Source organism: Verrucomicrobiota bacterium (genome assembly GCA_037139415.1).
In the GTDB taxonomy this organism is placed as follows: domain Bacteria; phylum Verrucomicrobiota; class Verrucomicrobiia; order Limisphaerales; family Fontisphaeraceae; genus JBAXGN01.
On record JBAXGN010000373.1, the window covers coordinates 1 to 1,879 of the forward strand.

A 1,879-nucleotide genomic window follows, 5' to 3' on the forward strand; every position below is an offset into this window, starting at 1 on the left:
AGGCGGGACTTGCACCCGCTGGCCTGTCAAAGATCGAAGGCTGCACCAAAAAAATGAAGACCAAGAAATTGGAAGTTTGGAATCAGGCGTTGGAACGGGCGACGAATTCAAACCGCGAAACATGCTAAAAACGCGAACGCTGAAGGCCAGGAGTTGGATGGAGACAGGATGAACAGGATGGACAGGATGGAATAAGTCTCTTAAATTCGGCAAAATCTGAACGTTGATTCAATGTCGGTTCAAGAACAATTTGCAGGCATGTTCCAGTCGGTTGCCGCCGGGCCGCTTGCCCGCAGCCCCGGCTGCCAAACCGTGAGCACGCATAAGCGTGAGACCACCTCTCGACAGTATTCTGTGAACCGGATTGTATTCCTTGCAGCCGCCTGTGTTTTGCTCTGGGGCGGGGCCTCCGTCGGAGCTGATGAAATCCGCATTGAGCATGACGTCAACTATTTGGGGGCGGATCGGAAGGAAAAAGCTGACCTCTACCTGCCGACGCCCCACAGCATGAGCCAACGTTTTCCCGGTGTAATTATCATCCACGGCGGCGGCTGGTCGGGGGGGGATAAACGCCAACTTCGCGAGGTCAATATCAGCACCAACCTCGCGCGCCGCGGTTACGTCTGCATGAGCATCAACTACCTCCTCGCGGACCCCCGGGGCACCGACATCACCTGGCCCCGAAACCTCTACGATTGCAAGAGCGCCGTCCGCTGGCTGCGCCGGAACGCGGCTCGATTTCAAGTGGACCCGGGCCACATCGGCGCCATCGGCGGTTCCGCGGGCGGCCATCTCAGCGCCATGTTAGCCCTGACAGGCGCCAAAGACGGCCTCGACCCTCAAGAGCCCTATGGGGAGTTCTCCTGCGGTGTTCAGGCGGCGGTCGATCTTTACGGCCCGGCCGATTTGCTCAACTGGCAGGACCTCTCCATGTTGCGGAAAAAACGCTCCGAAGCTCCCGAAGCTTACATAAAAGCCTCCCCACTGACCTACGCCGACAAAACGGATCCTCCCCTCCTGATCTTCCATGGCACCGCCGATACCATCGTGCCGGCGCAGCAGTCGGAATTGCTTGCCTCCGCGCTGGAAAAAGCAGGTGTGCCCCACCAGCTCGTCATCGTCCCGGGCGGAGTGCATGGCTTCCATCTCGAGCCGAAACAGCAGGACTTAAGGCCGCTGGTTCTTGGCTTCTTCGACAAATACCTCAAGGCAAACCCATGAAGTTTCTTTGGCCGTTTCTCTTGCTCCTGGTGGTTGTCCCATCCCGCCTCAAAGGAGCGGCCCCTGCTCCGGATGGCACTTTCAGCGTGGCTGCGTTTGGCGCCAAGGGTGACGGGCAAAACGATGACCGGGCGGCTATTCAGCAGGCGATTGACGCCGCCATCGCCTCCGGAACAAACGCCGTTGTTTCGTTCGGTCGTGGCATGTTCTACCGCCTTGGGAAACAGGACGACGACCCTGCCGCGCTGCGCCTCGGTGGCGCCTCGGGCCTTACCCTCTCAGGCAACGGGGCGACTTTGCTGGCGCACCCTTCCAACCGCCAGCTTGCTATCTTTGACTCCAAACACGTGCTAATTCGCGACCTCCTGCTGGACTTCAATCCCCTTCCTTTCACCCAGGCTCGGGTGACCGATTTGGCGCTGGCCCAGGGCACCATTCGATTCCGCGTGGAGCCCAACTACGATGACCCCTCGGTGGGTGCTGGGGACCTTTACCCCGACTTCAAGAATTCCGACGCCGTGTTTCTCGACGGCGCGACCCGTGCCTTCACCCATGAGTGGGGACGGGTCAGCAACATCACCGCGCTGGAAAACCATGTCTTTGAGGTGTATGGCTGATTTTTCTCTTATGTAACCTACTGCTGATAAGAATAATCAAA

The 1,879-nt window shown here is 58.5% G+C and carries 2 protein-coding genes; both read left to right on the plus strand.

Annotation, left to right across the window (positions count from 1 at the left end):
• Positions 1–231 precede the first annotated feature (231 nt).
• Entirely contained in the window at positions 232–1,221 is a 990-nt protein-coding gene (locus tag WCO56_29780; GenBank protein ID MEI7733792.1) for an alpha/beta hydrolase, read from the plus strand.
• Complete coding sequence (locus WCO56_29785; GenBank protein ID MEI7733793.1) at positions 1,218–1,838, plus strand: glycosyl hydrolase family 28-related protein; 621 nt, start codon at positions 1,218–1,220, stop codon at positions 1,836–1,838. Before WCO56_29780 ends, WCO56_29785 begins: the two co-directional genes overlap by 4 nt.
• Positions 1,839–1,879: the final 41 nt, after the last annotated feature.